The following is a 25,656-nucleotide window of genomic DNA, read 5'->3' as shown; positions in this document are numbered from 1 at the left end:
GTTGATTAATTTTCATTTGAAATTTCAACTTATCTTTTCATCGCTCAAATGAAATTATGTATATCATAATTTATAAATTATTGTAATTTTGTTAATTCTGTTAGATTTCCTATCCTGTAAAAATCCAATCCTGATAAACCTCATAACCTTTAACACGTCATTGTTCATGAATAAAACAATGTGAAATGATAAAATTTGCAATCTAACAATTTGATTACAAAAAGGGAATCGCCTCCATTCTGAAGTGATTCCCTTTAAAAATTAGCTTTAATTTCGGTTTAAGCCGTCCGCGTACCCGAACAGTTCCACGTAGTCCCCACGGACCGTCGGCACAATTTTTAAGTTGGCCACCCCGGCGTAGTGGTGCCCCACGCACAGGCGCCAAAGGTTGACGTTGAGATCTTCCCAGGCACCCTTATAACCCCGGACGCCCTGGTTGTTGCCGGTCGCAAACACCGCGCCGCCGCGGGTGAAGCCGTTTGGAATGGTGCCGGTTGTCACGACTAGTTGGTCAACGGCCGCCTGTTCCGCGGCGTCCAACTGCACCGCCGGGTGTGAGAAGTGTTGGTCACCGGCGTTCGGTAGGCGCAACTCCTCATCGTCCGTGGATAGTTGGTTACCACAGTTTAAACAAAAATTAGCATCAATGCCATTTTCGTGCTGACACTTCGGGCAGACCCGGTAACGTTCATTCAGCATGTTCTGTTCCCCTCTTCGTCTTCTAAATTAATCGTCTTCGTGGGTGTCCCGCAACTTCTGACCACCCGTGACCTTAATGATCTTGTAGTCGTCCGTGCCGGACTTTTCCATGTCGGCGTTATAACTAAATTCCTGGGTGTGAGTTGAATCTTCCAGTTCAAAGGTGTAGGTCAAGTAGTACGTTACGGTAAACTTGTCCTTCCCGGTTGGGACCACCGACCGGACTTCACAGTCGTAGTCGACACTGTAAATGTCATCGTCGTTGTAGTAGCCCTTCGCCATCCGGATCATTTCCTTATACTGAGCGTTGTCGGCACCGTCGACGTAGTAGTCACTCAGCGAAGTGTCGTTATCGTCACTGGCATCACTTTCGTCACCACTGGAAGTCACGTTGTTGACCGCCGTCCATAATTCGTCCATGTAGTCCTTGGCATCGTCTAAACTCATGACCCCGGTAAATTCCAGGTTAACGGTCTCGTCATTGCTGGTCACCTGGTACGGTTTGGACGTCACGGTCGACGAACCGCTGCCGTACTTCCCGGTCACTTCCAAGTTCCCGGACCACGGTAATTCGCTGACGTCCAGTTCCCCGGCGGAGTCGGCCGTGCCAATCTTCTCATTATTCACGTAAACGACCGTCTTCGGGGACGTTTCGACCGTAAAGGAGATCGTCCGCAGCGCGAGGTCGATACTTTGGCCAGCCTTATCCACGTAATAGGTCCCGGTATTGGTCATCTTCCGTCCGTTCACGGTCCCGGTCGCCGCAATTTTATAGTTACCGGGAACCAGCGGCCCGAGCTGCTTGGAATAGCTGGTACTGTTAGACGTCGCCACCTGCTTGCCGTCAACGCTGATTTTCGCGCCGTCCCGGTTAGTCGTTGCGGTCGGGTAAACCGGTTTAACGTGGATGGTGTACTTGTCGAAGAACAACCAGGCCTTGCCACTTAACTGGTAGGTAAAGCGGTCATCATCCGTCTGTCCCGCGTTAAGCTGGCGTTTAAAACTAGCCAGGCTCGCGGGTTTGGACTTAAAGTACTTGGTCAGCGGCGCGATTTTGGCGTCACTGAGCTTCAAATTCGGGTCGGACGTACTAAAGTAGTCGGCCACGCCCTTGTTGCCGTTTTTCACGGCGGTCACCGCCCGGTCCAACTGCGCCGAACGGGAATAGTAGTTCTTACCGAACAGGTAGCCCCCGATTAACACGAGTACCACCACGACCACCGTGATCCAGACCCACTTGGGCGTCGGGTGACTAGGGCGTGCCGTAGTTGGCGTGGACGTGCCGTGGCCACTGCGCGTTGGTGCCACCGGACTTTCCCGGGTCGTTTGACTTGCCGCGCTCGCAGGTTGTCCGGCGGTCGCGGAAGCCGTACTTTTGGCGTGGTAGGCCTTCAAATTGAACCCACAGTTCCCACAAAATTCATCCGTGGCGTTGACTGGTTTGCCACAGTTCGGACAGAACATGGTTTGATTGCCGCCCTGGTCATCGGCCGCCCGGTAACGTTTATGATTAGTTTGCATTTCGTTTGCCTCCCATGACCTTAGAACAAGTTGCCTAATCCGTTGGTGTAACGTGAAAATTCCGACGAAAAGTCCAGGGCTAAGTTCTCCCATTCGACCCGGCCAAAAATATAAAACGCAATTGACAGCACGATCATGGCTAACACGATCACGTAAAACTTATTAAAACGTTCCGTGTGAATCGAATTATTAATGGAGAGAATGTAACCCACTTGCCAAATTAAACTAATCACCATCGTGACCATCAGCGTAAATCCGAGCTGTTTAAAGAAGGTCAGTGGTGAATCCACGTTAAAGGTCACCGTGTAAACCGAAATAATCAAAATTAAATTAAAAATAATTGCAACGTTCGTCAGGTGACCAAAGCGGTTAACGTAGTCGAAGAAGTTGACGGCGTTATTTTTGTCCCCCAGCATGCTGGCACCAAAGCCAATCAAAACGTAAAAAAGGATCCCAATCACCACTAACGTAAACAGTTTAAAGTCCATTGAAAACGAGAGCCCCTTGACCGTTACCACGTTGCTGGCGGCCGCCGCGACCTGCTTAATGCACCGGTTGATGGCCGCCACGATCGCCACCGTCAAAAGTAACGCGCTAATTAACATCGACACGAGGCCGAAGTACTTCTGGGCCGCGACTTCTTCGTTCGGTCGCTTTAAAGAATCGACGAACCACTTAAAGTAGTTTTTCGACAGGGACTGCAACTGCGCCACCCGGTCCGGCTGGGCTTCCCCCGCTGCCGGTTGCTCCGACTGGCTGGCAGCACTCGTCGTGGCCGCACCAGCATTGCTCGTGGCCGCGCTGCTCCCCGCTCCCGTGGCCTGTTCTAGGTCAAAGCCACAGTGGGTACAAAACCGGGTGTCGGATTCTACCGGCTCCCCACAATTTGGACAAAATTTCATTTCCCATCACTCCTCTGTAATTGATCAGCACGAGCTGAGTTGCTCATCCCCACTTGCCGATTGGCACGGCAGTCGGTCTGCACAACCAACTTTTCCCTATGCTTACTTTACCATAACTACTCTTTAATTTATCAAATTCTTAATATATTAAGAACAAAAGTTTTAATGCCATAACCATCAAAAAAGCGGCCCCAGCACCCGTTTTCGGGATACTCGGACCGCAATCATTACAGCGTCATTAAATTAAATATATTGAATCAAAGTCATCAAGACTGGTACGACCACGATGAACAGCACCGTACTGGTCGTGACCACGTTGGTGGCGTATTCCACGTCCCCGTGAGCTTCGTTCGCTAAGATTGGCAAGACGGCCAACATTGGCGTTGCGGATTGCACGATCAACGTTTGTGAAGCCAAGGATGGCATCTGAACACCCAGGTTACCAACGACCATCAAGACCGCGATCATGATGATTGGTGATAAGATGAACCGGCCAATCAAGGCCACGACCGTGTCGCGGTCAAAGCGGATACTCTTCAAACCGGCGTCGGCCAGCACGATCCCGATGTAGATCAGGGATAACGGCGTTACCAAGTTCCCAACGTAAGTTAACGTTGAACCGATGAACGAGATCTTAGTTGGGTTCACGTTCAATAGTAAGAATACTAAGGCCACTAAGAAACCAACTAATGGCATTGGGATAACCTTTTTCCAGTCGATCTTGTTGTGCGTCTTTTCCTTCGGCTTAGTCGGGTCATCGTTTGAGATCAAGAAGACCCCGAAGGCCCAGGTTGAAACGGTGTTGACCACGTAGTAAACCAGGAAGTACGTCATACTCTTTTCGCCGAACAGCGCCATGTTCAAAGGTAACCCGATGAAGATGGTGTTGGCGTTGACGATGGCGTTAACGAAGATCCCCTTACGTCCTGGCCGGATCTTCATGATTTTAACCAGCGCGAACGCGATCAAGTAGCCGATGATAACGGCGATGAAGGCGTACGCCAGGTAGCCGGCAAACGACGCCAGCTGGCCACGGGTCAACCGTCCTAACACGGACACGAAGATTGATGCGGGCAGCGCGATGTTCTTGATAAATTTCGAGATGGTCCCCGCAAACTTATCGTCAAACCAACCGGTCCGCCGTAGTACGTACCCGAGGATCATAATTAAAACGACCACCAGGACACTTTGAATCGAATTCCATAAAACAGTCATGAGTTATTTAGCCCCACTTCTCTACAATTTTAGTTCTCTCTAAAAACTAATTTAGTACTTCTCTCTTTTTTGCCGACCACTAATTACTTAACGGCCTTGTATTCTGGAACCCACTTCATGTCAGCAACGGCCTTTTTAGCGTCGCTGATTGGTTCCTTGTTCAACTTCTGATCCAGGACACTTTGGGCAACCACTTCGGCTAAGGTCTGGGAGAATTCCGTGATCTTAGAAACGGGTGGTAATACGGCGGCCCCTGGCTTGGACGTGTCGACGATGCCGCCTAATGCGTGGCAAGCGGCGGACAAGGTTTCGTTGTTCAAGACCTTGGCGGTAGCGGCAATCAAACCAAACCCAAGTCCCGGGTACATCAAGGCGTTGTTTCCTTGACCAATTTGGTAAGTCACGCCCTTGTATTCCACGTCGTCCGCTGGGATCCCGGTGGCAACTAAGGCCCGGCCATCGGTCCACTTGATCAAGTCTTCGGCCTTGGCTTCGGCTAACTTCGTCGGGTTGGACAGTGGGAAGATGATTGGCCGGTCGGTGTGAGCGGCCATTTCCTTAATGATGCTTTCGGTAAAGGTCCCTGGTTGCGTTGACGTCCCGATCATCACGGTTGGGTGCACGGCCTTAACAACGGCTTCCAAGTTGGTTAATTCGTCGGCGTTGCTAAATTCACTGCGCTTACGGGTGAAGGCTTTTTGGGCTGGGGTTAAGTCTTCGGTATCGTCGAATAACAACCCTTGCTTATCAACGGCGTAGAAGTGTTGCTTGGCTTCTTCTTCGGTCAAACCAGCTTGCATGAGTTCGTCCATGATTTGGTTGGCGATCCCCATCCCGGCGGTTCCGGCACCGAATGATAAGATTTTTTGGTCCTTGATACTTTCCTTAGAAATGTTCAGGGCACCCAAGATTCCGGCTAAAACAACCATCCCGGTTCCTTGAATATCATCGTTAAACGTGGCGATCTTATCCTTGTACTTGTCTAAGATCACTTGGGCGTTTGAACGACCGAAGTCTTCCCAGTGAAGCAATGAGTCTGGGAATAATTTTTGTTCAGCTTCGACAAACTTGTCGATAACGTCGTAGTACTGGTCACCGTAAACGCGCTTGTGACGGTTACCTAAGTACAACGGGTCGTCCAATAATTTTTGATTGTTAGTCCCGGCATCGATGCTGACCGGTAAAACTTGTGACGGGTCGATCCCGGCAGCGGCGGTGTAAACCATTAATTTACCAACGGCGATGTCAACCCCGTTAACACCCCAGTCGCCCATACCTAAGATCCCTTCCGCGTCGGTCACTACGACCAAGCGAATGTCGCGACCTTCCGCGGCGTTGCGTAACGTGTCTTCCACGTCTTCCGGTGCGTCAACGGAAACGAAGGCGGCGTTTTGAGGATCTAAGAATAATTCGTTATATTGTTCGATGGAATCCGCAACGACCGGATCGTACACGATCGGCATGAATTCAACCACGTGTTCGTCCATCAAGTGGTAGAACAACGTCCGGTTTTCGTTGAATAAGTTCATCAAGAAGATCCGCTTTTCTAAACGGGTGCTCTTGCTTTGGAACTGCGCGTAGGCCTGGGTCGTTTGTTCATCGATCGTTTGAACGTTGCTTGGCAACGTCCCGGTCAGCCCTAAAGCTTTCCGTTCCGCTTTGGTAAACGCGGTCCCCTTATTTAAAAATGGGTTATTTAAAATACTGTCAGCAGTTTTTGTCATAATTAATTCCTCCATTTTTTTGATTAATTAGTTAATTGTGTTAACTAGGCCTACAACATTTTATAGGCTAACGGATTACGTTTCATTTCGTCAACGCAATGCGCTTATCAATTTACAAACAACAGTTTAATCTTAAGGAAATCTTATAGTCAAATCCGTGGTATGATATAAATATAATTTATAAGGTGTTGACAAACGCTGGTATTAAAGGAGAAAAAATGAACACAAAGGACCTTGCTTATTTCAATCAAATAATTTTACAAAAAAACTTTTCAAAAGTTGCTAAGTATTTTGATGTTAGTCAGCCGACCATTACGCTGGCAGTTAAACGGTTAGAGGCCGAATTCGGGGCCAAACTGATTATCAGAGACCGGGTCCACAATGACATTACGGTCACGGCCAGCGGGCGGCAACTCGCCGAACACGCGGCCATCATCCTGCGTCAGCTGAGCATTGCCCACCAGGAAATTAACAACCTGACCGAGCAACAGATCGTCCTGGGGTTGCCACCGATCATCGAAAACCACTACTTCCCGCCAATTGCGGCTAAGTTGGAACGGGCCGGTCTGCTGGGCAACATTGAAACCGTTGAGGGCGGCTCCAACGCGCTGCGCGACGCCGTCCGCGACGGCCGCGTGGACATGACTTTACTGGGGTCGGTCGACCCCATTTCCTACACGGCGTTGATTGCCGAGGAGTTCGACCGGGCCCCGTTTAGTATTTTTGTCGCCAAAAACCACCCGCTCGCCAACCGTAAGCGGATCTACTTCAGTGAGCTGCGGCACGAAAAGTTCGTTTTCTTTAATAGTAACTTCGTGCACAACACCGCCTTTAACCGGCTAGCCCGTCGCAACCACTTCCGCCCCAACATCGTCTTCCGTTCCAACGACACCCACATGTTAATGAAGGTGATCAGTGAAAACGTCGGCGTCGGCTTTTTGACCAACATTGTGGATCACTACATCGACGACGTGGTGCGTTTGGAGTTACTCGATGACGAACAGCCCGAATTCATTACCAGTATCGTTTACCGGACGTCGCACATCTTAACGCCGGCCCAGCTAAAATTACTGGAGATCCTGCACGCCTCCCTGGAACCGGAAAAACCGGTATAATGAAACTAGCCTAATTAGGAGGAAACTAACTTGGATAACGAAACGCTCAAAACGTACCTTGAAACCAACTCACAGGTGGTCACCATCTTTATGGACAAGGCCACGGCCTTTTTAAACAAACAAAACATGGAACGGCTCCCCGCCCGGCGCTTTAACGACGCCGAGATCAACCGAAAAGCCGAAAAAATGCTGGACGACGTCATCACCAAGATCCACGACCAGATCCAGCCCCACACCCGCGAACAAACGCCGGCCGCCTGGGACCAGTTCTTAAGTGAAAACGACGTGTTAGACGACCTCGAACTCTCGATGAGCGAATTATCATTCGAACAACAAGATTAAGGTTGACGGCCACCCACCATTCATGCCATAATGTTTGACGGTGCCAAACCACGGCCGGCAGCTCCGGATCGGCGCGCAAGCGTTCCGAAGGTCTGTGAAGCCGGCCACGCGATCACCCGCTATGCGGGTGGTCGTTTTTTTATTACATCACTTTTTATGAATCATCAGTCGCTCTTATTTTCCGTATGAATGAACGTAAAAAGCATGGTTTTAGCGCTCATCATCCTCACAAACCAAAAATACGCCCACCTTCCATTCTCGAAGGTGGGCGTACTTAGTTATTTCAAACCCGCGTAAATCTTATCCAGGTTCCATTTCATCATTGTATAGTAGGTGTCCCCCACGCGGCCCTTGGCGGCTAACGAATCGGTAAAGATTGTGTTAGCAACCGGCACGCCGGTCTCTTTAGCCAACTTGTGCATCGACTTGGGTGAGACCGAGGACTCGACGAACAGGTGCTTGACTTGGGACTGGTCAATTTTTTTAATGACGGTCCGCATCTGTTCCGGCGTCCCCTGGGCTTCGGTGTTCAGCTCCCAAATGTAGGTCGCCGGCACGTGGTACGCCGCGGAAAAGTATTTAAAGGCCCCTTCCGACGTTACCAGCAAGCGCTGCGCCTTGGGAATCTGCTTAAACTTGGTCTGGGCCCGCGTATGCAGCTTCGTCAGTTTGGCCACGTAGCGGTCCGTATTTTGCTGGTACTGCGCGGCGTGCTGCGGATCTTTTTTTTGCAGCGTCTGGTTAATGTTTTCAACGTACTTGATCCCGTTAGCGAGGTCTAACCAGGCGTGCGGATCGGGTTCGTTCACGTTAGTCGTCAGGTACTTGACCTGAACGCCCCGACTGACCGCAAAGACGTCCTCGTTAAATCGCTTTTTGGACGACTGGACGAGCTTTTTGAACCAGCCGTTACCGCCCGTTTCCAGGTTCAGGCCGTTGTAAAAAACCACGTCGGCTTCGGCGGTCGCCGCAATGTCGGTCGGCCGCGGTTCGTATTCGTGCGGGTCGGTCCCGCGCTGCACGATACTGTAATGGTCAACGTACTTGCCGCCCACGTTTTTAACCATGTCGTCGATGATCGAGTTGGTACTAACGACCCGGAGACGCTCACTCGTCGTCGTTTCCGCTTCCACGTTTTGGCGCTGGTTTAAAAATACCGCCATCCCCGTGATCATCGCAATCACGCCAATCAAGGCGATTAGATTCTTTTTCATGCGGGCACCCGGCGCCCCATCCGCGCCTTGCCCTTAAACAAACTCGGCAGTAACGCCTGCTTAGGCGAAATCACAAACGAGATTCCGAATAACACGGCGGCCACCAGTACGATGGCGGGGCCGGACGCCCAGTTAAAGGTGTAACTGAAGTACAGTCCAACGACCGACGCCACCGCCCCAATTCCGGCGGCCAGGCCCAGCATCACGCCCAGGCGGTCCGTCCATAAAAAGGCGGTCGCGGCCGGGGTGATCAGCATCGCCACGACTAGAATGATCCCAACGGTCTGCAACGCCGAAACGGTAACCAGCGTTAACACCAACATGAGGGCGTAGTGTAACACTTGGACTTTAAACCCGTACGTTTGCGCGAAGGTCGGGTCAAACGACGTGATCAGCAGTTCTTTATAGAAGAACACGATAAACAGGATCACTAGTCCCAGCACCACGGTGGTCGTCATCATATCGGTGTCACTCACCGCCAGGATGTTTCCGAACAGGATGTGGTGCAAGTTGGTCGAACTCTCGGCCAGTGAAATCAGAATGAAACCCAGCGCGTAGAAGGCGCTAAACACGATTCCAATCGAGGTATCGGTTTTGATTTTACTTTTATTGGCGACCAGCCCAATCAGACCAGCGGCGAGAATGCCAAAGACCGAGGCACCAATCATCACGTTGATGCCCAGCATGTAGGCCACGGCGACCCCCGGTAACACGGCGTGCGAGATGGCGTCCCCCATCATCGACATCCCCCGTAAGATAATAAAGCTCCCGATCATCCCGGACATGATTCCCACCATGATGGCGGTAATCAGTGCGCTTTGCAGGAAATCGTACTTACCGAGCGCGGTGATAAAAGTCGTTATTGATTGCATTATTGGGCACCTCCCTGAGTGAATAACACGGCTGAGAGATCAGCGCTAAACGTGCGTTCAATGTTGGCCGGCGTATAAACGTCCTGCACCGGGCCGTAGTCGACGATGCCGTGATTTAAGATCACCAGGTCGTCGAAGTACCGCGAGACCTTATTTAAATCGTGGTGGACGACGATGATGGTTTTACCCGCGTCCCGCCACTGGTGCAGGATCGCCATGATGGCCGTTTCACTTTGCAGGTCGATCCCCACGAAGGGTTCGTCTAAAATAATCAGCTGGGCGTCTTGTAAAATGGCGCGGGCCACAAAGACCCGTTGCAGTTGTCCACCGGAAAGTTGGCCAATTTGGCGGTCGGCCAGGTCCGCCAGGTCGACCCGTTGTAAGGCGGCTAAACACCGTTGCCGGTCCGCTTTACTGGGCTGACGAAACAGCCCCAGCCTGCCGTAGGTCCCAGTCAAAACGACGTCAAAAACGCTAATTGGGAAGGTCAAATCAAGATCTTTGCGCTGTTCCACGTAAGCAATTTGTTTTTGAAATTGTTTTAACGTATGACCATTAAATTCGACCGTTCCAGTTTGCGCTTTGATCAAGCCGAGCATGGCTTTGATCAGGGTGGATTTTCCCGCACCGTTAGGGCCAATGATCCCAGTAATTTTGCCGGCGTTAAAGTTAACGGCAACGTCGGTAAAGACTGGTGTGTCACTGTAGGCCACGGTGAGGTTTTGTACTTTTAGCATGTAATTTCCTCCGTTCATCGCGGTTGTCAGTAATACTACGTTCAACCCTCATCATAACGGATAATTAACTTTTATGCAAATAATTGTTAGGTGTCGTTAACTTTTTTGTAAAAATAAATAAAAAAGTAGACTACCCAGGTCGTTCTCCCTTTCAAAACAACGTGGTCAAAAAAAGAACGTCCGCCGAGCGTTCGTTCTTTCACTTTGAATTAGTGTTTAATCACGTGATGAATTACAATTCCCAGTAACCACGGCAGGGCGATTACAAACAATCCCCACCGGGTCAAAACGACCCGCAAAAGGCCGAAGCCCCCGACCTCACGTACGACCGTTCCAATGGTTGCCGGAGCGGTGACGGGTTCGCGCGGCGCCCGTTTGTCCGGATCCGTCAACTGTTTAACGTACGGGGGCTCGTACGACTCCATTCCCCGAATCACACCCACGGTCGGCCGTACTTTTAGTAAATACGGAGCGGCTAACCAGTAACCAACGGAGAGGTAGCTTACCCACAGCCACCAACTAACCCCGTTCACCGGGCTAACTAAGTATAAACTGATCAAGTAACCGGGAAGTGCCAGCAAATAATCCGTAACTAGTTTTTTTATCATTTTAATTACCTCAGTCCTAGCTTACCGTTCCATACTCCGGAACGCAATTTGATTTTACCCGTAATAAAAAAGCACCCGTCCGCAGACGCGTGCTTTTCTTTGGCGAAAATGTTGGTAAAACAACGAATTTTCTAAAAATATTAACGCTTTGAGAATTGTGAAGCTTTCCGGGCTTTCTTCAAACCTGGCTTCTTACGTTCCTTCATACGAGCGTCACGAGTTAAGAGACCCGCGCGCTTTAATGGAGTACGGAAATCAGGGTCAACTTCGAGCAATGCCCGAGCGATCCCATGACGAGTTGCGCCGGCTTGACCATGGAAGCCACCACCATTAACGTTAACTAAAACATCGTATTGATCTGAGGTTTCAGTAACTTCGAATGGTTGTAACAATTCCTTGCGAATATCTGCAAATGGAATGTAGTCTTCAACGGACTTATCATTCATAACAATTTTACCAGTACCTGGTACTAAACGTACGCGGGCAACTGAATCTTTACGACGGCCTGTGCCGCGATATTGTACTTGAGCCAATGTAGTTTCCTCCTTAGATTAAGTTAGTGATGTCCAAAACTTCAGGCTTTTGTGCTTGTTGCGTATGTTCTGCACCAGCATAAACATGCAACTTCAAGCCCATCTTGTGACCTAAAGAGTTGTGAGGAAGCATACCCTTAACTGAAGTTTCAATTAACTTAGTAGGTTCCTTAGCTAAGAAGTCACCGGCAGTCCGTTCCTTTAAACCACCAGCATAAGCAGTATGATGATAATAAATCTTCTTTTCTGCTTTCTTCCCAGTCAAAGCGACCTTGCTTGCATTAATAACAATAACGTTGTCACCAGTATCCACGTTAGGGGTAAAGGTGGGTTTGTTCTTACCACGTAAGATTGATGCTACGACAGTAGATAAGCGACCCATAGGTACATCGGTTGCATCAACTACATACCATTTACGTTCAATTTCACCTGGTTTAGCCATATATGTTGTACGCACGTTGTGTTCCTCCATTTTCTGTTTTGCTTGACACTCAATAAGATTTCCGGGGCTTATCGTGGGGCAAACAATACCAACGATTAGTTTACCTAACTTAGCTTCAGAAGTCAATCTTTAATTCGTTTTCAGTAAGCGTGTCGGCCACCAAAACTGGCAATCGAACACGAGTGAACAGTCTACCACATTTTCAGCGTCCTGTCGCCCCCCACACTAATTATTGGTGGGGATCGTTAGCCAGGTCCGCCCGTAATTCGGCCGCGTCGTAGTACACCTTTTTCATGTAAAGGCCGGACGCCGGGGCGGTCCCCCGTGCTTGTTCACGGTCTTGCGCCGCTAACAACGCCGGAATGCAGTCAACCGCCCGCCGGCCCTGACCAATTTCCATCAGCACGGCCACCATGATGCGTACCTGGTTGTACAAAAAACCACTCCCGCAAAATTCAAACTGAATCTCGCCTTCACCCGGAAGCGCCCAGGCAGTCGCGGAATAAATTTCCCGCACGTGGTCGTGGGCCTGCGAACCGGACGCCACAAAACTTGAAAAGTCGTGTTTGCCGACTAGGTCGGGCAACGCCCGCTGAATCCGGTCAATGTCCGCTTGGAACTTGAAGTGGCCGGTGTAGTGGCGCTTAAACGGGTCGACGAACTCGTTTTGGTACGCCCGGTACCAGTAACGCTTGCCGACCGTGTCGTACCGCGCGTGAAAATCGTCGGCGACGATGGCGGCCGACTTGACCAGCACGTCGGTCGGCAACAGGCTGTTGAGCCCCCGGCGCACTCCCTCGGCGTTGATCGCGTACGGCAAATCAAAGTGAATCGTTTGCCCAAAGGCGTGTACCCCGGCGTCGGTGCGCCCGGCACCGTAAATCATGATCGGTTCAGCCGGATCCTTAGCCATTTTATTGACGGCCTTACTAAAAACCTGTTCAACGGTCCGCTGGTGCGGTTGGCGCTGAAAGCCGGCAAAGTTGGTGCCGTCATACGCCAAAACTACTTTATACCTGGTTGTCACAATACCCTCCATGATTGAAAAAGTTGGTGCGCCCAACTGGCCGTACCAACTTGATTAACTACGCTCTTAAGAAAATCAGCGCCGCCGTTAACACGGCAAAACTGACGGTCGCCCACGAATCGCGGGCGTGCCACTTCAAAATCCGAAACTTGCTCCGACCTTCACCGCCCTGATAACCCCGGGCTTCCATCGCGGTCGCCAGGTCCTCAGCCCGGTTAAACGAGCTGACAAACAGGGGAATCAGTAACGGCACCACGGCACGCATTTGTTGGAAGATGTTGCCTTCCCCAAAGTCGACCCCGCGGGCCCGTTGCGCGTTCATGATCTTTTCGGTTTCGTCCATCAACGTTGGCACGAACCGCAGCGCAATCGATAACATTAACGCCACTTCGTACACCGGAAAGTGCACGGCTTTGAGCGGCATCAGAATGTATTCGATGGCGTCGGACAGTTCCAACGGGGGCGTCGTCAGCGTCAGCAGCGTGGACATAAAGATGATCAAGACGAAGCGACAGAAGATGTACGCCCCGTTGATCAGGCCCAGTTGGCTGATCGTGATAATGCCCCAGTGCCAGTAAACGTGGCCGCCACTGGCACTAAACAAGATCTGTAAGACCACCGTGAACAAGATCAACCAAATCAACGGCTTGACCCCGTTAATGAAAAACGACCACTTGACACCCGACAGCGTAATTGCCAAAAAGGTAAAGGCAAACAATAGCAGGTACGTCAGCCAGTTATTCGCGATAAAAATAATTCCAATAAAATAAAAGCTCAGTAATAATTTAGCCCGCGGATCCATGTGGTGGATCACGGAATCGCCCGGAATGTAGCGACCAAAAATCAGCTTATTCATCATCGGTCGGTGCACCCCCAAACGCCGTGGCCGGCAACTGTGCAATCAAGTCGGCCGCTAGTTCGTCTTCAGTCAGCGGCATCCGGTCAAACTGCCAGCCGCGGTCGATCAGCTGCTGGGCAAAGGCCGTCGTTTTCGGTAGGCCCAGTTGGTGGGCCACCAGCCACTGCGGGTCCTTAAAAATCTCCCGCGGAGCGCCGGTCTTGACGACCCGCCCCTGATCCATCACGATCACGTGGTCGGCGTAGTTGGCAACGTCGTCCATTTGGTGGGTGACCAAAACAACCGTCAAATCCCGTTCACGCCGCAGCTTGGCGAACATTTCCATCATGTCCAGCCGGCCCTGCGGATCAAGCCCGGCCGTGGGTTCGTCTAAAACCAGTACCCGCGGCTGCATAGCTAACACGCCGGCAATCGCGACCCGCCGCATCTGGCCCCCGGAGAGGTCAAACGGCGAGCGGTCCAGTAACGACTGGTCCAAACCGACCAAGTCTAACATTTCGGCAGCCGTTTTAAGCGCGTCGGCTTCACTGACCCCAAAATTTTGCGGGCCAAAGGCGATGTCCTTAGCGACGGTCTCCTCAAACAGCTGACTTTCCGGAAACTGAAAAACGATGCCCACGTGTTGGCGCAGTTTTTTTAAATCCTTATTACTGGTTTCCGGCGTAATCACCCGTTCACCAATCGTGACGGTCCCGCTGGTTGGTTTTAATAACGCGTTTAAGTGTTGCAACAGGGTGGACTTCCCACTCCCGGTGTGCCCAATCAACGCGGTGTAGGAACCGTCCGGAATCGTTAGGTTAATGTCGGTTAACGCCTTAGTTTCAAAGGGGGTGCCCGGTTGGTAAGTAAAATCTACTTGTTTGAACGTAATTGCCATAACCAGTCCGCCATCCCTTTCTCCGTTAAGTAAGTTGCGGGAACCTGGACGTTTTGCCGTTTTAGCGCCGCCTTTAAACGTTCGGCGTAGGGCATGTCCAGTCCCATTTTGATCAGGTCTTCCCCGTGTTTAAAAATCTCCGCCGGGGTGCCCTCTTCTTTTAATTGTCCGTCGTTGACCACCAGGATCCGGTTCGCACTGGCAGCCTCGTCAATGTCATGGGTGATCGACAGCACCGTCAGATCCGAAGCGGCTTTCATCTGGCGAATCGTGGCCAAGACTTCTTCGCGGCCACGCGGGTCCAGCATCGAAGTCGCTTCGTCCAAAATTAGGATCTGCGGGCGGGCCGCAATCATCCCAGCCAACGCCACCCGTTGTTTTTGACCACCGGATAAGCGGGCCGGTTCACGGGTCGCGAAGTCCTGCATGTTGACCTGCTTTAACGCCGCCGGGACCCGCGTTAGCATCTCCTCGCGGGAAACGCCCTGGTTTTCCAAGCCAAACGCCACGTCGTCAGCCACGGTCGCACCGACAAACTGGTTATCGGGGTTTTGAAAAACCATCCCGATTTTGCGCCGAATGTCCCAGACCGTGTCTTCCGCCAGCACCTGGCCGTCCACGGTAATCGTCCCCGAAGCCGGGGCCAACAACCCGTTGATGTTTTTCGCCAGCGTCGACTTACCCGAACCGTTGTGCCCGACAATGGCGACCCATTCGCCCGCCGCAATCGAAAACGAAACGTCGCGCAGCGTTAATTCGTCCGCTGGCTGTTGCGGGTAGCGGTAATTCAAATGTTCAACGTCAATAATCGGACTCACCATCGTCCCTCATTTCCATAAATTGCTGGTTCTAATCATAACATACCTAACTATTTCAAATCACTAGTCGGTCCGTATTTATAGCCGTTGTCACCAAACAACGTAAACTTTTTCTTTAAGTTATTTGAAACGTAGACCTTTTTGTCCTTGGTGATGAAAATGGCCCCGATACCTTCATCGGCCTTGCCATTAATGTACTTCATCCCGTCCTTCAGCCCCTTATCAAAGGTTGCCGTTGACAAGGCGTCACCGTCCGTGGACTTCTTCGAGATGATTGAAACGCCCATCAAGTTGTTTTGGTACGGTGCCCCGGTCTTAGGGTCCATCAAATGACTATAGACCTTACCGTTCTTCTTCAAATAACGTTCGTAGATCCCGGACGTCACGATCGACATGTTCTTTTCGGGAACCGAGCCGATCGCCGTTCCCCGGGAAGCCTTCGGATCTTGGATACCAACCGTCCAGTTACCAGACTTGGTGCCCTTTGGACTGTCACCCAAGACGTAAATGTTACCACCTAAGTCAATAATGGCGGTCGAAACGCCGTGATTCAAGAAATAAGTCTTCACTTGATCGGCCATGTAACCCTTGGCGATTCCGCCTAAGTCCAGTTGCATGCCCTTCTTTTCCAAGTAGACCGTGCGTTTCTGGTCGTTCAATTTGACCTTGGTGTAGTCGACCAGTTTAACGTTGGTGTCAATTTCCTTTTGAGTCGGGACCTTCGCGTCGGAGAACCCGATGTGCCATAACTGGGTAATGGGCCCAATTGCCATGTCAAACGACTCGTCGGAATTCTTACTATAGTAGTAAGCCGCCTTGAGCATCGGGTAAAGGTCCTTGCTAACGGTGACCGGATGTTTACCGGCGGCCGCGTTGATCTTATCGATTTCCGACCCCTTCTGATTAACGGTGACTTCCTTAGCTTCTTTTTTAAGCAGCTTAAAGGCCCCGTCGATCACGTTATCCTTACCCTTGTTATAAACCCGCAGTGTAACCACGGTCCCCATCATAAACTGGGTATCTTCAGACGGGGTCTGAACTACCTTCGTGGGTTTGGGCCGGCTACTGCTAGCGGCCCCCTTAGAACTCGTACTCGTCCCACAAGCGGTCAGTGGCACTACCATGGCCACTGCTAAACCTAACTGAACCAATTTTCTCAGTTTCATGTCTTTACTTCCCCTACATATAATTTCAATCGTAATTATACCAAAGTTTCTATAACCCAGTGATACCGAATTTAAAACCCTTTCAGAAACAATGTGCGAACCAACACATTGTTCACAATTTATTTTGTAAATTCACCGTGAACTTTGCACTACTATGTGATAGACGTAACTATACATACTATTCGCTGTCCACCCTCCCCGCAAACCGGGCTCATGGGGACAACTTCTTCCGCTTAGCTACGATTAACCAACAATGGCAAGGCCCGCCCTACCTTGGGTGCCGAAACGTGTGTGGGGAGCAGCCTCCTCCGCTTGCTACGCTAACGCAATCGTGGCAAAGCCCGCCTTACCTAGAGTGCCGAAACGTGTAGTGAAAGGCAGCTTCTTCCGCTTGCTACGCTATCGGCAAAATGGCAAAACCCGCCATTCCTTGGGTGCCGAAACGTGCTCGTGGGGGCAACTTCTTCCGCTTAGCTACGGTTAACCAACAATGGCCAGGCCCGCCCTACCTTGGGTGCCGAAACGTGTAGTGAAAGGCAGCCTCTTCCGCTTGCTACGCTATCGGCAAAATGGCAAAACCCGCCATTCCACCAATAGCTAGGCAATGCTCGGAAGCTCCCGCCTTTTACTACACTCTAAAAATAAAGAGCCCTCAGCTTTCGCCTCAGGCTCCTACTTTAATAATGCTTAATTTCTTATTCAGCGAAGATCATGTTGTCAACGGAGATGGTCTTAGTGTCACCCTTTTGTGCCGCGTTTTGTAATTGTTCAGCATACAAAACGAAGGTGTTGGATGATTCAGTTGCACCCGTAACAACGTCAACCTTAGTTGGGTCACTGCTCTTAACCAATGACTTGTTCAAAGCTGGTTGGTAAGCCTTTGGATTAGTCTTGGCGATTTTCTTCATTTGCTTGTTGTAAGCAGCGTCGTCAACCTTGGACTTGCCCTTCTTGTTTACGTTGTCATAGTCTGACTTCGTAATCTTACCATTCTTAACGGTGATGGCAAACGTTACCCGGTAGCCGTGTGAGTAGTTCTTTTCAGCTAACTTGTAAGTCCCGTCCTTCATCTTCTTGCCGTTGTTGATCTTGATGGTAGCAGTATCGCCAGCTTGTGCGGCTTGAACTAATTGTTGCGTGTAGTTTTGGAAAGTCTTGGAAGATTCCGTTGCACCCGTAACAACGTCAATTGAACCTACGTTACCAGTTGCAGCGCTGGTCGTCAAAGCCTTGTTCAACTTAGGAATGTAAGCCTTCGGGTTAGTCCCGGAGCCCTTCTTCATTTGTTTGTTGTACGACGTATCGTCAACTTTGGACTTACCCTTTTTATTCACTTGATCATAACTGGACTTAGTGATTTTGCCCTTGCTGTTAACGGTGATGCTCATCTTAGTACGGTAACCGTATGAGTAGTTTTCTTCTTCGAGTTTGTAAGTACCCGCTTTCATTTTGCTGCCGGCGGTTAACTTAGCAACCTTGGTGGTCTTAGCTGAGCTCGATGATGAACTCTTCTTTGATGATGATGAGCTAGAACTTGACGAACTGCTCCCACAACCTGCTAAGGCTAATGCTGAAATTGCAACGACTGACGCAACTGCAGAAACTGATTTAAACTTCATAATATCCCACTCCTAACCTTTTTGTATGAAAATTCACATTTATCTTAACGTTTAAAATTAAATTAGTCAATCATATTTTAACAAAATAATAGTATTTTATGCTGATAACAGCGCAAATGAGAGCGGTTCACCTAATCTACTCCGGTTACCACTTCATTCGGGCCATCGGCAATGTGATATATTATGCATTCTGTTCAATAATCCATAGACAACCGCTTACATTATCGTTATAATTGTTAGTGGAATTATTATTTTACATTATTATTCAAGGGAGTTGTTACGCAATGGCAAAGAAAAACATTGTCGTTGTCGGTGCGGGGTTTGCCGGTGTCTACGCGACCAAGAAACTGTCCAAGCATTTTAAGAAGAACCCGGACGTTGAGATCACGCTTATCGATCGGCATTCATACTTCACGTACATGACCGAACTACATGAAGTAGCCACTGAACGGGTGGAACCAGGGCATATCCAATACGATTTGCAACGGTTGTTCGCACGGCGGAAGAATGTTCGCCTAGTTACCGACACGGTAACCGGCGTTGATAAGGAGAAACAAGTTGTTACCACTCAAAATGGAAGTTATCAATATGATCAACTCCTCATTAGTTTAGGTGGGGAATCCAACGACTTCGGAACTCCCGGTGTTAAGGAACACGGTTTTGAACTGTGGTCATTTGAACAGGCCATGGCCTTACGGGCTCACTTAGCGGCCATCATCCGGCGCGGTGCGGCCGAACTTGATCCGGCTAAACGGAAAGCAATGTTAACGCTGACCGTCTGCGGGTCCGGTTTTACTGGTTCCGAATTAGTCGGTGAATTAATTGAATACCGGGACGTCTTAGCGAAGGAAAACAAGTTGGACCCGAGCGAGATCACCCTTCAATTAGTTGAAGCGGCACCAACCATCATCAACATGCTCAACCGGACGCAAGCCGGTAAAGCTGAAAAGTACATGACTAAACATGGCGTTGATATTATGACCAACTCCATGATCACCGAAGTCTTCGAAGACCACGTTAACTTAAAGGGCAAGGATCCAATTCCGACCTATACGTTAATTTGGACCGCCGGTGTGCGGGCTAACAGCGTGGTTAAGAACTTCGGGATTGAAACCAACCCGCGTGGGGGTCGTTTAATTGCCAACGAGTTCATGCAAGCTAAGGACACCAAGAACGTCTTATTAGCCGGTGACTCGACCAGCTACCAAGAACCCGACCAACCACGGCCAGTTCCTCAAATCGTTCAAGGGGCCGAAGAAACGGCTGCTAAAGCGGTTGAAGGAATTATCAAGAACGTGGACGGCGGCAGCAAAGAAATCAAACCGTTCAAGGGTGCTTACCAAGCTTCCGTGGACTCAATTGGGTCTAAGTACGCCGTTGCCCAAGTTATGGACCACTGGAACGTTTCCGGTTTCATCGCCGTTCTCTTGAAGCACGCGATCAACTGGTTGTACTACTGCCAGATTTTCTCCGGCTACTACCTCTTCCAGTACTTCATGCACGAATTCTTCCGGACCCGCAACGGTCGGAACCTCGGGCGTGGCTGGATTTCACGTGCCGGTAACGTTTTGTGGAGTGTCCCACTCCGGTTCTTCTACGGTGCGATGTGGCTGTGGGACTGCTGGACGAAGGTTCAGGGTTCTGAATCCTGGTTCACCGACAAGTTGCGCTTACCGTTTAGTTGGTTACAAGCTGCCGCTACGAGTGGTGCTAGTCAAGCAACTAAGGCGGCCGCAACCAGCGGTGCTTCCGAAGCCGCTTCCGCAACCACGAAGGCTGCCAAAGGTGTCTTCAGTTTATCTTACATGTATGGTAAGGAACCGTTGATGGTCTTTGACAAGATGCCACACTGGTTCGAATCCGTTACTAAGGTCTTCGTACCAAACATGCAGATGGCGCTCTTCTTCCAGAAGTTCATGACCTGCGTGGAAATCGTTATCGCCCTTTGCATCTTCTTTGGTTTGTTCAGCTGGTTAGCGAACGCCATCACGATCGGCTTAGTCGTCGTCTTCTGCTTGTCAGGGATGTTCTACTGGGTCAACATCTGGATGGTCTTCGTGGCCCTCGCCTTAATGAACGGTTCCGGCCGGACATTTGGTTTGGACTACTGGGTCGTTCCGTGGATGCAAAAGCACCTCGGGCACTGGTGGTACGGCAACGTTCGTTCACATTACGATGCTGTCAAAACCCGCTAGATGCGTTATAATTAATTGAATAGTTTCCCGATGGTTCGAGGGTGGCTTTTTCCCCTTGAACCATTTTTTATGCCACGAAAAAAGGAGGGCTAACGATGAAGAAGTTACGGGCAACCGTTGACGTGCTCAAACGTTACGGCGGTATGATTCGGCCTTTTGATATTATTATTATTATTGCCTTGATTATTTTATCGTTTACCCCGATAGTTATTTTTTCATACCAGCAAAAACAACAAGCCCAGCGGGCCGAGCAGGTTGCCAAACAGCGCGCCCAAAAACGCCGGACGGATTACACCGCCGTCGTTTCCCATAACGGGACGGTGCTCAAACGGGTCAACCTGACCACCCTGAGTAAAACCACCCACTACACGTACCGCGCTAAGGACGGTGACTACAATACGGTGACCTTTAAGCCCCACAAAGTGGCCATTACGAAGGCCAACTGTAGTGACCAAGTTTGCATCCGTCGCGGCTGGATCACGAAACCCGGACAGACCATCGTGTGTTTGCCGCATAAGGTTTTGATCGAGATCAAGTCGGATAGCGGACACGTCAAGTCCGGCGGTAACGGGCTAGTTACGGAGTAAAACTATTGAATAATTCATTTGGACAATCAAACAAGACCCATCGCAATATTTACATTGCCCTCCTGGTTGCTCAAGGGGTGATCATCGGGATCTTAGAGCGGATGATTCCCTTCCCGTTTGCGTTTGCACCGGGGGCCAAATTGGGGTTGGCCAACTTAATCACCATCGTTGCCATTTTTACGTTGTCGTTCCGTGACGTCATCACGCTGACCTGGTTGCGCCTGATTCTGACCGCCCTACTGGGGGGAACCATGTCCACGTTCCTGTACAGCTTTGGTGGTGCTTTTCTCAGCCTGTTTTCGATGCTGCTCGTCAAACTACTCGGGCCGAAACGGGTGAGCATCATTGGCATTTCTGCGACGGGGGGCGTGATGCACAACGTTGGGCAATTACTAGTGGCGAGTCTGATCGCCCAGACGTGGACGGTGATGTTATATTTGCCGGCCATGTCGATCATCGGCCTCGCAGCCGGCATCGCCCTCGGAATCGCCGCCAACTACCTGTTTACGCACGTGACGATTCTTAGCTACTTACGGTTTAACCACGAAAAACACCCAAGCGAAAAAAAGGAGTAACAATTTATGCAATCGGCAACGCAATTACACCCCATCTGGCGTGATTATCCGGCGATGCAGCCGGAACTAAGCAAAGTCATGCAACTCATGACCGATAACATTAATATTCAGGATAGCGCCGTTTCCGACGCCATCGTTGACATGATTCACAGCGGTGGTAAGCTCCTGCGTCCCGCCTACTGCCTACTATTTTCCCAGTTTAAAGAGACCGACCGTGACCGGATGATCGCCTTAGCCGCGTCCTTAGAGACCCTGCACACGGCAACGCTGATCCACGACGACATCATTGACGACTCGGAACTGCGCCGGCACCAGGAGACCATTCAGGCCCGCTTCGGTAAAGACGTTGCGGTGTACGCCGGCGACTACCTGTTCGTCGTCGTCTTTAAGATTTTAGCCAAGTACTCCAGCAGTTTTAAGAGTATCCAACTAAACTCCGAAAACATGGAAAAGATTCTAGTTGGTGAGGTCCAGCAAAAGGACCGCCATTACCGCATCGACATTACCATGGACGAATATAAAGAACAGATCCAGGGGAAAACGGCCGAACTATTCGCGCTGAGCTGTTTCTTGGGCGCGTTCGAATCCGGTGAAAGCACGCTCTTCGCGCAACGGGCCCGTAAAGCCGGCATGGCCATCGGGATGGCTTTCCAAATCTTGGACGACATCCTTGATTACCAGGAAGCTAGTCAAGAAACGGGAAAGCCGGTCCTCGAAGACGTCGCTGAGGGCGTCTACACCTCCCCACTGATCTTCGCCTTACAAACGACGGCCCGCCGCGACCTGCTGCCCCTGATGCGCCTCCAAGGGGCCATTACGGACGAACAACGCCGTGAACTGCAAGCCATCGTAATTGCCGCGGGCGGTGTCCAGCGGGCCCAACAGCTCGCCGAGAAGTACACCCACGACGCGCTGCGACTATTAAATAAGTTACCAAACCAGCCGGCCAAGGATGCGTTGATCCAACTCACCACTCAATTACTGACTCGGCATAACTAACAGTTACACACAAAAAGGACGGTTTGCGTTAAAGCAGGCCGTCCTTTTTTACTCGCTTAATAGACAACTTAACGTTAGTCCACCACGCCAACACCAAAAAACCGTTCGCTGGCCTTCTTGATCGAAGTAACCACCGAACGGTTTGCTTTTGGCTGGCGCCAAAAAAAATCACTTAAGACTGCGATATGCCATCTATGTTAACCATAAACAACTTCCGAACTAGACTTGGAACCCCGTGGGGCTGCCCATCATCATAGCGTCCGTCAATCATCAATCCCAGTGATCCGTAAAACAATTTAACTAGTCAACGAGTTGCAAGACAACCATTTGTGCACCGTCGCCACGACGAGGCATAGTCTTGTAAATTCGTGTGTACCCACCATTGCGGTCAGCGTATTGAGGACCTAAGTCACTAAATAGCTTTTGCAAAGCGGTTTGTACAGCCACGTTGTCGCCATCTTCCTTAACATCGGCAACGACGTCACGCATAAAGGTAGCAGCTTGACGACGGGCGCTTAAATCACCCTTCTTTGCCAAAGTGATCATCTTGTCGGCAGTTGAACGAACTTCCTTAGCACGTGCTTCAGTCGTTTCGATCTTACCGTTAACGATCAATGAAGTCGTTAAATCACGGAGTAAGGCACGACGTTGTGAACTTGTACGTTGTAATTTACGGTAACTCATGAACGGATATCCTCCCTTGTATTAGTCTTCTTTGCGTAATGATAACCCGAGGTCAGCTAATTTTGCTTTAACTTCTTCGAGTGACTTGCGTCCAAGGTTGCGAACCTTCATCATATCAGCTTCAGTTTTGTTAGTTAATTCTTGGACCGTGTTAATACCAGCACGCTTCAAGCAATTGTATGAACGGACGGAGAGGTCTAATTCTTCGATCGTCATTTCTAACATTTTTTCCTTATGCGTTTCTTCCTTCTCAACCATCACGTCAGTGTTTTTAGCTTCATCAGTGAGATTTACGAAGATTGAAAGGTGATCAGTCAGGATTTTGGCTGATAGACTAATGGCTTCACTTGGAGTGATTGAACCATTTGTCCAAACGTCTAAGGTTAACTTATCGAAATCATCACGTTGGCCAACCCGCGTGTTTTCAACTTGGTAGTTGACACGTTCGATTGGGGAATATAATGAATCAACAGCTAAAACGCCAATTGGCATATCATCTTCACGATGTTTGTTATCCTCAGCGGAAACATAACCACGACCAGTATTAGCGGTCATACGCATATGGAAGTGTGCACCGTCCGCTACAGTACAAATTGCTAAGTCTGGATTTAAGACTTCAACGTCCGCGTCGCCAATGATATCACCGGCAGTCACGTTCGCTGGTCCCTTAACGTCGATTTCCAACGTCTTGGTTTCATCTGAATTCAACTTAAGCGCGATCTTCTTCACATTCAAGATGATTGCCGTAACGTCTTCGGTTACGCCTTCCACCGTTGAGAATTCGTGGAGAACCCCGTCAATTTGAATACTAGTAACAGCAGCGCCAGGTAAAGAAGAAAGAAGAATCCGACGAAGTGAATTCCCTAAAGTTGTACCATAACCACGTTCGAGTGGTTCTACAACAAACTTACCATAGTTGTCGTTTTCATCAATTTTATGAATGTTAGGTTTTTCAAATTCAATCATTCTTATCTTTTACCCCTTTCAAAACGCGTGGTGTTTAGTAGTTGTGCGCACAAAATGAAGTTTGCCCTCAAAATGAACGTCACAGATTAAACACGACGGCGCTTTGGAGGACGAGAACCATTATGAGGAACTGGCGTAACATCGCGAATGGCGCTAACTTCCAAACCAGTGGCTTGTAAAGCACGGATAGCGGCTTCACGACCCGAACCAGGGCCCTTAACAGCGACTTCAACAGTCTTCATGCCATGTTCCATTGAGGCCTTGGCAGCGGCTTCTGCGGCCATTTGAGCAGCAAAAGGCGTTGACTTACGAGAACCCTTGAAACCTAATGAACCAGCTGATGACCACGCAACGGCGTTCCCTTGCATATCAGTGATCATAACAAGCGTGTTGTTGAACGTTGAATGGATGTGAGCCACACCGGATTCAATGTTCTTTTTTACCCGACGACGACGGGTTGTCTTTCTAGTTGCCATAAAATTCGAAAACCTCCCTTATAATTATTTTTTACGTCCAGCGATGCTGACCTTTTTACCCTTACGAGTACGGGCGTTGTTCTTGGTGTGTTGACCACGAACAGGTAAGCCACGACGATGGCGCATCCCACGGTATGAACCGATTTCTTGCAATAACTTGATGTTTAAGCTGACTTCACGACGTAAGTCACCTTCAGTTTTGTAACCGTCAACGACGGTACGGATCTTATCTTCCTGGTCAGGAGTTAAGTCGCGTACACGAACGTCTTCTGAAACACCGGCTTCAGCAAGGATCTTCTGTGCAGAAGTGTTACCGATACCGTAGATATAAGTCAAACCAATGACAATACGCTTGTCACGTGGTAAGTCAATCCCTTCAATACGAGCCATTAATATTTCACCTCCGAATTATTTGAATTATTTACCTTGGCGTTGCTTATGCTTTGGGTTAGCAGAGCAAATAACCATTACGCGGCCTTTACGGCGAATAACTTTGCAGTGTTCGCACATCGGCTTTACAGATGGTCTTACTTTCATGAATTTTTACCTCCTATAAGGTACGAAGCGTCGGTCCTACTTGAAACGGTAGGTAATCCGGCCCTTAGTTAAATCATAAGGTGACATTTCGACCGTAACCTTGTCACCAGGTAAGATTCGAATGTAGTGCATCCGGATTTTACCAGAAACGTGTGCCAAGATTTCAGCGCCGTTTTCAAGTTCAACCTTAAACATTGCGTTCGGCAATGTTTCTTTGATGGTTCCTTGAATTTCAATGACGTCTTCCTTTGCCAAGTATGTGTCCCTCCCTTATTATATGGTTTCGTGCTGCCACGTATTTGGTTCGCTTTTCGAACCAGTCATTAGCTAATCATAACATTAAGAAA

General features: G+C 49.7%; 29 protein-coding genes. 6 read left to right on the top strand and 23 right to left on the bottom strand.

The window, feature by feature from the left end; translation table 11 throughout:
- Positions 1–267 precede the first annotated feature (267 nt).
- The 5 genes from D1831_RS01380 to D1831_RS01360 all read right to left on the bottom strand — a co-directional run bounded on the left by D1831_RS01380 (position 268) and on the right by D1831_RS01360 (position 6,076).
- The gene (locus D1831_RS01380) at positions 268–699 is read right to left on the bottom strand and encodes a zinc ribbon domain-containing protein (RefSeq protein WP_125070905.1); all 432 of its coding nucleotides are present in this window, start codon (positions 697–699) and stop codon (positions 268–270) included.
- Between the two features lie 27 nt (positions 700–726).
- Positions 727–2,220 (bottom strand): zinc ribbon domain-containing protein, encoded by a 1,494-nt coding sequence (locus tag D1831_RS01375; protein ID WP_125070903.1) that lies wholly within the window; start codon positions 2,218–2,220, stop codon positions 727–729.
- Positions 2,221–2,240: 20 nt separating this feature from the next.
- Positions 2,241–3,122, bottom strand: a complete 882-nt coding sequence (locus D1831_RS01370; RefSeq protein ID WP_125070901.1) for a zinc ribbon domain-containing protein — start codon at positions 3,120–3,122, stop codon at positions 2,241–2,243.
- 243 nt (positions 3,123–3,365) lie between these two features.
- The gene (locus tag D1831_RS01365; RefSeq protein ID WP_125070899.1) at positions 3,366–4,337 is read right to left on the bottom strand and encodes an AEC family transporter; all 972 of its coding nucleotides are present in this window, start codon (positions 4,335–4,337) and stop codon (positions 3,366–3,368) included.
- Between the two features lie 83 nt (positions 4,338–4,420).
- A complete protein-coding gene (locus D1831_RS01360) occupies positions 4,421–6,076 on the bottom strand; it encodes a malolactic enzyme (RefSeq protein ID WP_125070897.1) in 1,656 nt (551 codons plus the stop codon).
- A gap of 203 nt (positions 6,077–6,279) precedes the next feature.
- Between D1831_RS01360 and D1831_RS01355 the strand changes: the two genes are divergently transcribed.
- Positions 6,280–7,176: a LysR family transcriptional regulator gene (locus D1831_RS01355; RefSeq protein ID WP_125070895.1), complete on the top strand. Its 897-nt coding sequence runs from the start codon at positions 6,280–6,282 to the stop codon at positions 7,174–7,176.
- 30 nt (positions 7,177–7,206) lie between these two features.
- Positions 7,207–7,518, top strand: a complete 312-nt coding sequence (locus D1831_RS01350) for a hypothetical protein (protein ID WP_125070893.1) — start codon at positions 7,207–7,209, stop codon at positions 7,516–7,518.
- Positions 7,519–7,796: 278 nt separating this feature from the next.
- Here D1831_RS01350 and D1831_RS01345 read toward each other — a convergent pair whose 3' ends face one another.
- The 12 genes from D1831_RS01345 to pplA form a co-directional block, all read right to left on the bottom strand.
- Positions 7,797–8,732 (bottom strand): metal ABC transporter solute-binding protein, Zn/Mn family, encoded by a 936-nt coding sequence (locus D1831_RS01345; RefSeq protein WP_125070891.1) that lies wholly within the window; start codon positions 8,730–8,732, stop codon positions 7,797–7,799.
- Positions 8,729–9,604, bottom strand: a complete 876-nt coding sequence (locus tag D1831_RS01340) for a metal ABC transporter permease (RefSeq protein WP_125070889.1) — start codon at positions 9,602–9,604, stop codon at positions 8,729–8,731. Before D1831_RS01340 ends, D1831_RS01345 begins: the two co-directional genes overlap by 4 nt.
- Entirely contained in the window at positions 9,604–10,341 is a 738-nt protein-coding gene (locus D1831_RS01335) for a metal ABC transporter ATP-binding protein (protein WP_125070887.1), read from the bottom strand. The genes D1831_RS01340 and D1831_RS01335 overlap by 1 nt, the downstream gene beginning before the upstream one ends.
- 209 nt (positions 10,342–10,550) lie before the next feature.
- On the bottom strand, positions 10,551–10,949 hold the full coding sequence (locus D1831_RS01330) for a hypothetical protein (RefSeq protein WP_125070885.1): 399 nt from the start codon (positions 10,947–10,949) through the stop codon (positions 10,551–10,553).
- A gap of 140 nt (positions 10,950–11,089) precedes the next feature.
- A complete protein-coding gene (gene rpsI, locus D1831_RS01325) occupies positions 11,090–11,482 on the bottom strand; it encodes a 30S ribosomal protein S9 (RefSeq protein ID WP_047999212.1) in 393 nt (130 codons plus the stop codon).
- A gap of 13 nt (positions 11,483–11,495) precedes the next feature.
- Positions 11,496–11,939: a 50S ribosomal protein L13 gene (rplM, locus tag D1831_RS01320; protein ID WP_125070883.1), complete on the bottom strand. Its 444-nt coding sequence runs from the start codon at positions 11,937–11,939 to the stop codon at positions 11,496–11,498.
- Between the two features lie 214 nt (positions 11,940–12,153).
- Entirely contained in the window at positions 12,154–12,951 is a 798-nt protein-coding gene (gene truA / locus D1831_RS01315; RefSeq protein WP_125070881.1) for a tRNA pseudouridine(38-40) synthase TruA, read from the bottom strand.
- A gap of 58 nt (positions 12,952–13,009) precedes the next feature.
- On the bottom strand, positions 13,010–13,810 hold the full coding sequence (locus D1831_RS01310) for an energy-coupling factor transporter transmembrane component T family protein (protein ID WP_125070879.1): 801 nt from the start codon (positions 13,808–13,810) through the stop codon (positions 13,010–13,012).
- Positions 13,800–14,687 (bottom strand): energy-coupling factor ABC transporter ATP-binding protein, encoded by an 888-nt coding sequence (locus D1831_RS01305; RefSeq protein ID WP_125070877.1) that lies wholly within the window; start codon positions 14,685–14,687, stop codon positions 13,800–13,802. Before D1831_RS01305 ends, D1831_RS01310 begins: the two co-directional genes overlap by 11 nt.
- Positions 14,663–15,505 carry an energy-coupling factor ABC transporter ATP-binding protein gene (locus D1831_RS01300; RefSeq protein WP_179950277.1) on the bottom strand — a complete coding sequence of 281 codons (843 nt, stop codon included), beginning with the start codon at positions 15,503–15,505 and terminating at the stop codon, positions 14,663–14,665. Before D1831_RS01300 ends, D1831_RS01305 begins: the two co-directional genes overlap by 25 nt.
- Before the next feature lie 50 nt (positions 15,506–15,555).
- A complete protein-coding gene (locus D1831_RS01295; RefSeq protein ID WP_125070872.1) occupies positions 15,556–16,671 on the bottom strand; it encodes an FAD:protein FMN transferase in 1,116 nt (371 codons plus the stop codon).
- Positions 16,672–17,366: 695 nt separating this feature from the next.
- Positions 17,367–18,290: an extracellular electron transfer flavoprotein PplA gene (gene pplA / locus D1831_RS01290; RefSeq protein ID WP_125070871.1), complete on the bottom strand. Its 924-nt coding sequence runs from the start codon at positions 18,288–18,290 to the stop codon at positions 17,367–17,369.
- A gap of 284 nt (positions 18,291–18,574) precedes the next feature.
- Between pplA and D1831_RS01285 the strand changes: the two genes are divergently transcribed.
- From D1831_RS01285 to D1831_RS01270, 4 genes are all read left to right on the top strand, one after another.
- Positions 18,575–20,485: an NAD(P)/FAD-dependent oxidoreductase gene (locus D1831_RS01285; RefSeq protein WP_125070869.1), complete on the top strand. Its 1,911-nt coding sequence runs from the start codon at positions 18,575–18,577 to the stop codon at positions 20,483–20,485.
- A gap of 95 nt (positions 20,486–20,580) precedes the next feature.
- Positions 20,581–21,072, top strand: a complete 492-nt coding sequence (locus tag D1831_RS01280) for a NusG domain II-containing protein (protein WP_125070867.1) — start codon at positions 20,581–20,583, stop codon at positions 21,070–21,072.
- A gap of 5 nt (positions 21,073–21,077) precedes the next feature.
- Positions 21,078–21,647, top strand: a complete 570-nt coding sequence (locus D1831_RS01275) for a Gx transporter family protein (RefSeq protein ID WP_125070865.1) — start codon at positions 21,078–21,080, stop codon at positions 21,645–21,647.
- A gap of 6 nt (positions 21,648–21,653) precedes the next feature.
- Complete coding sequence (locus D1831_RS01270) at positions 21,654–22,646, top strand: polyprenyl synthetase family protein (RefSeq protein ID WP_125070863.1); 993 nt, start codon at positions 21,654–21,656, stop codon at positions 22,644–22,646.
- Between the two features lie 300 nt (positions 22,647–22,946).
- Here D1831_RS01270 and rplQ read toward each other — a convergent pair whose 3' ends face one another.
- The 6 genes from rplQ to infA form a co-directional block, all read right to left on the bottom strand.
- Positions 22,947–23,330 (bottom strand): 50S ribosomal protein L17, encoded by a 384-nt coding sequence (gene rplQ / locus D1831_RS01265; protein WP_125070861.1) that lies wholly within the window; start codon positions 23,328–23,330, stop codon positions 22,947–22,949.
- Positions 23,331–23,351: 21 nt separating this feature from the next.
- Complete coding sequence (locus D1831_RS01260) at positions 23,352–24,296, bottom strand: DNA-directed RNA polymerase subunit alpha (protein WP_125070859.1); 945 nt, start codon at positions 24,294–24,296, stop codon at positions 23,352–23,354.
- An 86-nt stretch (positions 24,297–24,382) separates the two neighbouring features.
- Complete coding sequence (rpsK, locus tag D1831_RS01255) at positions 24,383–24,772, bottom strand: 30S ribosomal protein S11 (RefSeq protein WP_003638085.1); 390 nt, start codon at positions 24,770–24,772, stop codon at positions 24,383–24,385.
- A gap of 24 nt (positions 24,773–24,796) precedes the next feature.
- Positions 24,797–25,162, bottom strand: a complete 366-nt coding sequence (gene rpsM, locus D1831_RS01250) for a 30S ribosomal protein S13 (protein WP_125070857.1) — start codon at positions 25,160–25,162, stop codon at positions 24,797–24,799.
- A 27-nt stretch (positions 25,163–25,189) separates the two neighbouring features.
- Entirely contained in the window at positions 25,190–25,309 is a 120-nt protein-coding gene (gene rpmJ, locus D1831_RS01245) for a 50S ribosomal protein L36 (protein ID WP_083491579.1), read from the bottom strand.
- A gap of 36 nt (positions 25,310–25,345) precedes the next feature.
- Positions 25,346–25,564 carry a translation initiation factor IF-1 gene (infA, locus tag D1831_RS01240; protein WP_003638082.1) on the bottom strand — a complete coding sequence of 73 codons (219 nt, stop codon included), beginning with the start codon at positions 25,562–25,564 and terminating at the stop codon, positions 25,346–25,348.
- Positions 25,565–25,656: the final 92 nt, after the last annotated feature.

Source organism: Lactiplantibacillus garii (genome assembly GCF_003885105.1).
Lineage (GTDB): Bacteria > Bacillota > Bacilli > Lactobacillales > Lactobacillaceae > Lactiplantibacillus > Lactiplantibacillus garii.
The sequence above is the reverse complement of the archived record's forward strand: the minus strand, read 5'-3'. Positions and strand labels throughout refer to the sequence as shown.

Coding starts and splice junctions, on each gene's coding strand:
- D1831_RS01380 (WP_125070905.1), bottom strand. CDS start 699: ATGCTGAATGAACGTTACCGGGTCTGCCCGAAGTGTCAGCACGAAAAT.
- D1831_RS01375 (WP_125070903.1), bottom strand. CDS start 2,220: ATGCAAACTAATCATAAACGTTACCGGGCGGCCGATGACCAGGGCGGC.
- D1831_RS01370 (WP_125070901.1), bottom strand. CDS start 3,122: ATGAAATTTTGTCCAAATTGTGGGGAGCCGGTAGAATCCGACACCCGG.
- D1831_RS01365 (WP_125070899.1), bottom strand. CDS start 4,337: ATGACTGTTTTATGGAATTCGATTCAAAGTGTCCTGGTGGTCGTTTTA.
- D1831_RS01360 (WP_125070897.1), bottom strand. CDS start 6,076: ATGGAGGAATTAATTATGACAAAAACTGCTGACAGTATTTTAAATAAC.
- D1831_RS01355 (WP_125070895.1), top strand. CDS start 6,280: ATGAACACAAAGGACCTTGCTTATTTCAATCAAATAATTTTACAAAAA.
- D1831_RS01345 (WP_125070891.1), bottom strand. CDS start 8,732: ATGAAAAAGAATCTAATCGCCTTGATTGGCGTGATTGCGATGATCACG.
- D1831_RS01340 (WP_125070889.1), bottom strand. CDS start 9,604: ATGCAATCAATAACGACTTTTATCACCGCGCTCGGTAAGTACGATTTC.
- D1831_RS01335 (WP_125070887.1), bottom strand. CDS start 10,341: ATGCTAAAAGTACAAAACCTCACCGTGGCCTACAGTGACACACCAGTC.
- D1831_RS01330 (WP_125070885.1), bottom strand. CDS start 10,949: ATGATAAAAAAACTAGTTACGGATTATTTGCTGGCACTTCCCGGTTAC.
- D1831_RS01310 (WP_125070879.1), bottom strand. CDS start 13,810: ATGATGAATAAGCTGATTTTTGGTCGCTACATTCCGGGCGATTCCGTG.
- D1831_RS01305 (WP_125070877.1), bottom strand. CDS start 14,687: ATGGCAATTACGTTCAAACAAGTAGATTTTACTTACCAACCGGGCACC.
- D1831_RS01295 (WP_125070872.1), bottom strand. CDS start 16,671: ATGAAACTGAGAAAATTGGTTCAGTTAGGTTTAGCAGTGGCCATGGTA.
- pplA (WP_125070871.1), bottom strand. CDS start 18,290: ATGAAGTTTAAATCAGTTTCTGCAGTTGCGTCAGTCGTTGCAATTTCA.
- D1831_RS01285 (WP_125070869.1), top strand. CDS start 18,575: ATGGCAAAGAAAAACATTGTCGTTGTCGGTGCGGGGTTTGCCGGTGTC.
- D1831_RS01280 (WP_125070867.1), top strand. CDS start 20,581: ATGAAGAAGTTACGGGCAACCGTTGACGTGCTCAAACGTTACGGCGGT.
- D1831_RS01270 (WP_125070863.1), top strand. CDS start 21,654: ATGCAATCGGCAACGCAATTACACCCCATCTGGCGTGATTATCCGGCG.
- rplQ (WP_125070861.1), bottom strand. CDS start 23,330: ATGAGTTACCGTAAATTACAACGTACAAGTTCACAACGTCGTGCCTTA.
- D1831_RS01260 (WP_125070859.1), bottom strand. CDS start 24,296: ATGATTGAATTTGAAAAACCTAACATTCATAAAATTGATGAAAACGAC.
- rpsK (WP_003638085.1), bottom strand. CDS start 24,772: ATGGCAACTAGAAAGACAACCCGTCGTCGTCGGGTAAAAAAGAACATT.
- rpsM (WP_125070857.1), bottom strand. CDS start 25,162: ATGGCTCGTATTGAAGGGATTGACTTACCACGTGACAAGCGTATTGTC.
- rpmJ (WP_083491579.1), bottom strand. CDS start 25,309: ATGAAAGTAAGACCATCTGTAAAGCCGATGTGCGAACACTGCAAAGTT.